The 4923-nt window shown below is 44.1% G+C and carries 8 protein-coding genes; 3 read left to right on the forward strand and 5 right to left on the reverse strand.

Annotated elements, in window-relative coordinates; translation table 11 throughout:
* A partial coding sequence (locus tag VIN08_RS23525; RefSeq protein WP_331970656.1) for a cytochrome c occupies positions 1 to 233 on the forward strand: 233 nt, incomplete at its 5' end.
* A gap of 13 nt (positions 234 to 246) precedes the next feature.
* The gene (locus tag VIN08_RS23530) at positions 247 to 768 is read left to right on the forward strand and encodes a DUF1772 domain-containing protein (protein ID WP_331970658.1); all 522 of its coding nucleotides are present in this window, start codon (positions 247 to 249) and stop codon (positions 766 to 768) included.
* 13 nt (positions 769 to 781) lie between these two features.
* Here the strand turns inward: VIN08_RS23530 and VIN08_RS23535 are convergent, their stop codons facing one another.
* On the reverse strand, positions 782 to 1672 hold the full coding sequence (locus VIN08_RS23535; protein WP_331970661.1) for a helix-turn-helix transcriptional regulator: 891 nt from the start codon (positions 1670 to 1672) through the stop codon (positions 782 to 784).
* A 98-nt stretch (positions 1673 to 1770) separates the two neighbouring features.
* Complete coding sequence (locus VIN08_RS23540; protein ID WP_331970664.1) at positions 1771 to 2586, reverse strand: SDR family NAD(P)-dependent oxidoreductase; 816 nt, start codon at positions 2584 to 2586, stop codon at positions 1771 to 1773.
* A gap of 314 nt (positions 2587 to 2900) precedes the next feature.
* On the opposite strand from VIN08_RS23540, the gene VIN08_RS23545 reads away from it, so the two are divergent.
* Positions 2901 to 3374 carry a DNA starvation/stationary phase protection protein gene (locus VIN08_RS23545; RefSeq protein ID WP_331970667.1) on the forward strand — a complete coding sequence of 158 codons (474 nt, stop codon included), beginning with the start codon at positions 2901 to 2903 and terminating at the stop codon, positions 3372 to 3374.
* A gap of 25 nt (positions 3375 to 3399) precedes the next feature.
* On the opposite strand, the gene VIN08_RS23550 is transcribed toward VIN08_RS23545, so the two are convergent.
* The 3 genes from VIN08_RS23550 to VIN08_RS23560 all read right to left on the reverse strand — a co-directional run.
* The gene (locus VIN08_RS23550; protein WP_331970670.1) at positions 3400 to 3798 is read right to left on the reverse strand and encodes a DUF1398 domain-containing protein; all 399 of its coding nucleotides are present in this window, start codon (positions 3796 to 3798) and stop codon (positions 3400 to 3402) included.
* A gap of 72 nt (positions 3799 to 3870) precedes the next feature.
* Positions 3871 to 4638 carry a helix-turn-helix domain-containing protein gene (locus VIN08_RS23555; RefSeq protein WP_331970673.1) on the reverse strand — a complete coding sequence of 256 codons (768 nt, stop codon included), beginning with the start codon at positions 4636 to 4638 and terminating at the stop codon, positions 3871 to 3873.
* Between the two features lie 39 nt (positions 4639 to 4677).
* Positions 4678 to 4923: hypothetical protein (locus VIN08_RS23560; protein ID WP_331970676.1), on the reverse strand; the 246-nt coding region annotated here is incomplete at its 5' end.

Consider the following 4923-nt stretch of genomic DNA (forward strand, 5'->3'; position numbering starts at 1 on the left):
CCGGCAGGAAAGTGTATGAACAACATTGTGTACGCTGCCACGGAAAAGATGGCACCCGCGGACAATTCGGGGCGAAGAATTTACAAATCAGTATACTCAGTGATGTGGAACTGCAAACCATTATTCGCAATGGAAAGCGCATTATGCCCTCGTGGAAGAAAAAACTTTCGGCAGAGCAGATAACGCTGGTAACAGACTATATCAAATCGCTTCGTGTATCCGTTAACCAATAATGCCCGTTGTTATATGAATCGATCTATGAGCACCATCATTCTTATACTTACCGCAACCACTACCGCATTGATCGGAGGGTTGTTCTATTCCTATAGCTGTTCGGTAAATCCCGGACTTGGCCGTTTGCCGGATGCGAGCTATATAGCAGCTATGCAATCCATTAACAAGGCGATAATCAACCCGCTTTTTATGATGAGCTTTCTGGGTACATTGATTTTGTTGCCGCTTTGTACCTATAGTAATTATAGTGCACCGGCATCGCTTCGGTTTTACCTGTTGCTGGCGGCTACTATTCTGTATGCCGTGGGTGTTTTTGGTGTAACGATGTTTGGGAATGTACCCTTGAATGATGCGCTGGCCCGCGTTGATCTTCAAACTTCATCGGCCTTGCAGATCAAAGAACATCGATTAGCATTTGAGGATCCGTGGAATAGCCTGCATCGTATACGTTCTATAGCTTCTGTCGGCACGCTCATCCTGGTAATACTGGCGTGTGTGTTGGGCAGGCAATCTTCCGAAGATTATATACTATAGATATAGCCGATCGCTAGTTCACTACCTGCTTTTTATATTGATTCGGACTCAGACCAACACCTTTCTTGAACATTCTTGAAAAGTAAGGGAGATTCTCAAATCCCAACGTATAGGCAATCTCCGAGATGGTGTTGTCAGGGCGCTGTAACAAATTCTTAGCTTCGGTGATCAGGAATATATGAATCAGCTCTATAGCGGTTTTGCCGGTTTCTTCTTTCAGCAAATCGCTCAGGTAGCGGGGTGACATACTCAACTGGTCTGCGATTGATTTTACAGTAGGCAGTCCGTTGTGTTCCAGCTGACCACTTTCAAAATACGATGCAAGTATATGGTTAAACCGCGACACTGTATTGCCCGATAGTTCTGTGCGGTTAATGAATTGCCGTTTATAAAATCGCTGGGAGTATTTCAGAATAGAATCTATGTGTGTGAGTATAATCTCGCGGCTGTATTCATCCTGGTTGTTGTGGTATTCCAGTTCAATCTTCCGGTACAGGTCGTGGATGATCTGTTCTTCCCGCGGGGATACGTGCAGCGCTTCGTTGGTTTCGTATTCGAAGTAACCGAACTTTTTTATACCGGCATGCAGCGGATGACCTGCCAGGTAATCTTCATGAATGTAGATGAAGAAGCCTGCTTCTTCGAGTTCGATATCGCGTATCTCAACAATCTGTCGTGGCTTGACGAACGACATATAGCCGTGATCGTGATCATACTTGGTTCGCCCGTAACGAAATATACCTGATTTTAATTTTTTGAAACCGATAATGTAGAAATCACCGGTAAACTCGCTGTTGCCAACCGTGCAGGTGTCGTTGCAGGTAAAGATACTGAGCAATGGATTTTCCGGTGGGGGAAATCCGCTTGTGCGATGAAGCTCGCTGATGGTTTTGTAATGCTTCATGTTCAATAAAATTATGCGGAACCTGCACGTATCCTATCTATAGTATAGAAAGTGTCAGGTTCCGCGTTAAGGGTATATTTAGAAATCTTTATCCAATATTAACCGTGTGCTGCATCGGCAACTTCTTTCCATTGTTCCCACGTTTCCACGCGCGATGCATAAACCTGCTTCACCCACGGTAAACCAACTTTTCCGAAGAAAACACGCAGCGGAGGATTGGCCTGGTCTACTATGCGAAGTATAGCTTCTGCTGTAGCTTCCGGTTTGCCAATGGTACTTTCTTCAAATCCTGCGAAGAAGGCTTTCTTCAGATCATCGTATAGTTTAATGGGTTCGCTGTGAACAGCCGAAGCACCGCTCCAGTCGGTAGAGAATGCGTTGGGTTCTACAATGCTCACGTGTATACCAAAGTCTTTTACTTCTGTTGCCAGCGTTTCGCTGATCGCTTCCACCGCCCACTTGGAGGCGTTGTATAAGCCCAGCACCGGCAGGGTAGCCACACCCAGTACGCTGGATACCTGTATGATATGACCTTTACCCTGTTCGCGCATTACCGGTATAGCTGCCTGAGTAACCCACAATAAACCAAATACGTTCGTTTCAATCTGGTCGCGGGCTTCTTTTTCGGAAGTCTCTTCAATGGTTCCGAACAGACCGTAGCCCGCATTGTTGATCACCACATCGATGCTGCCAAAGTGTTGTTTTGCTTTTTTGATTACAGCAAAACATTGTTCACGGTCATTTACATCCAGGGGAAGTGTGAGAATCGCGTTACCATATTTTTGTGATAACTCTTTTAATGTATCTGTATTTCTGGCCGTTGCTACAACCTTGTCGCCACGTTTCAGAAAAGCTTCAGCCCAGATCCGCCCGAATCCACGGGAAGCTCCGGTAATAAAAATTGTCTTTGCCATTTGTTGTATGGATTATTAATGACACAAAACTAGGGCAGGCGGGAAGCGGGCATTTATACAAAAGTACGGATGTTCGATACATTTATACCGGGACTTCATGCGGGTATATTTGTTCTTCCGGTAACATGTTGTATGCATACAATGCATTATGTATTAGAGAATTTACCCTTTATAAGAGGAGTTTTTAGGGAGGACAGAACTTTTCGGGTAAAATCTTTTTTCTACAGGCCGTAAAACTTTATGATTTCTTCATTCCGGGTATAAATACTTTTGGCGATTTTTAACTCTATTTTCAAACTCTAAATACATCTACTATGCAAGCAAAAATCGGAATTGACCCTGCGCTGCTAGGCAAAGTTGCCTACGAACTTTCCAGAATACTCGCAGATGAATTTGTGCTATATACCAAAACGCGTAATGCTCACTGGAATATAGAAGGCCCTGACTTCTATAGTGTGCATAAATTCTTTGAAGATCAATACGAAATACTGGACGATACGATGGATGATATAGCAGAACGCATCCGCGCGATCGGTCACTATGCACCGGCTACTTTGAAAGAATTTTTAAGTCTTACCAAACTCACGGAAGAATCGCGCAGCAAGAACGACAGCAATGGCTTTATTAAAGAACTGCTGGCCGATCATGAAACGGTGATCATTCACCTGCGCGAAAATATCAACCGCTTTGCCAACGAGTTTCAGGATGCCGGCACAAGCGACTTTATTACCGGCCTGATGACAACTCATGAAAAGATGGCGTGGATGCTGCGCGCACACTTGAAATAATTATATATATACCCTTGCTTTAGGATTAATCCAGAAGCAAGGGTATTTCTTCCGCCAGCATAACAGTGCCTGCTTTATCGTAATATGTGCAGGTCATAGCATATAAATCAACCACCCATTTCCATACACCGGTTGCTGCTGCCTGGTTGCAAAAGGTAAAGTAATCTGTTTTTCCCTGCTGGTGTTCCTGCAGGTAAATCTTTAACAAAGCCGGGTCGCTGTTGTCGGCTATAGCTATAGCGGTATACCGCGATGCTGAAAAAAGTCTTTCCTGTTCTTTACCGGTATATAGCGTGTGGCAATCTGTTACATAAGTAGCATAGTGCGCCACGCCCAGGTTGTTGAGGGCTTGTATATAGGCCGGGAAATCTGCTCCGCTTTTTACTTTTGCATGAGCTTCTTTGATTTGCTGAAGAGTAAACATACGTTGTTGTTTTAATGTGCAACAAAGTTGTTGAGATGATACGAGGTGTAATTGTAAAAAATCGTTTTTCGGTCAGGCTTCTGGTGTAAAGAATTTTTCGGGCGTATCACCTGTGAAATTTTTAAACTCTTTAATGAAATGTGCCTGGTCGTAGAAGCCCGCTTCATAGCCTAATGCTGTGAGTGAAGTGTGTTGGGTATATTGTTGCAGCGCATTTTTGAATCGTACAATAGAAGCGAATTTTTTAGGCGAGGTACCAATTACTTTTCGAAATTTTTTCTCCAACGGGCCTTGACTGGTATGTAACTGCTTCGCCAGTTCCTGTATGCGAATGTTGCCTTTGTTTTTATAGATGAGTGTGAGAGCAGTCAGCACAAGATTATCCGTTTGTGCCGGCACCATTTTCGTAATCAGAAATTGTTCAACAACCTGTATTCGTGCGCGGTCGTTTCGTGCTTCGCATAATCGTTCTTCCAAAGCGAGTAACTCGGAGCGATACATGAAATGATCGAGCGATAAACTTTCTCGGAAGAGCTCATGCAACGGCTCACGAAAAAAAGGTGCTGCACCACCTTCTTTAAAAATTACCAGCACTGTACCAATGTCGGCTGTGTTTTTAAAGATGCGGAATTTATCCAGTATGCCGGTTATACCCGAACGCGACAGAGCAACCTCTTCTCCATTGTTGAGGTACGACATCTTTCCCTTGTATTGAAAGCCTATAACAAGCCCGGTGCCCGGAAGAACCTTGTATATATCTTCCGCATCTTTCTCCTGGATGATGAGCTCCCGGATATAGGGCTTCAGCATGTCGCAAGGTATATAAGACTGAAACTTCATAGCATCAGGGCTCGATGATTAGTCTCCGGCAAGTATATATTATTCATGCCTTTTCATGATTTGTTGCAGGGCAGGTTCTACCGCTATACGGTGCGATCCTCCGAATACAACAAACACACGATCATATTTACTTAATGCCTGGTCGATCTTTTGTAGTAAAGCCTGGTCGCGCACTACTTTGGTAGCTCTGCCTACATCGCCAAATATACCATCATCTAACAGGTAATATTCCTGTACCTCCACGAGGCTGTCGAGTGAAAGATCCTGGTGCAGATAATGTTTATA

This window comes from Ohtaekwangia sp. (assembly GCF_036568665.1).
Lineage (GTDB): Bacteria > Bacteroidota > Bacteroidia > Cytophagales > Cyclobacteriaceae > Ohtaekwangia.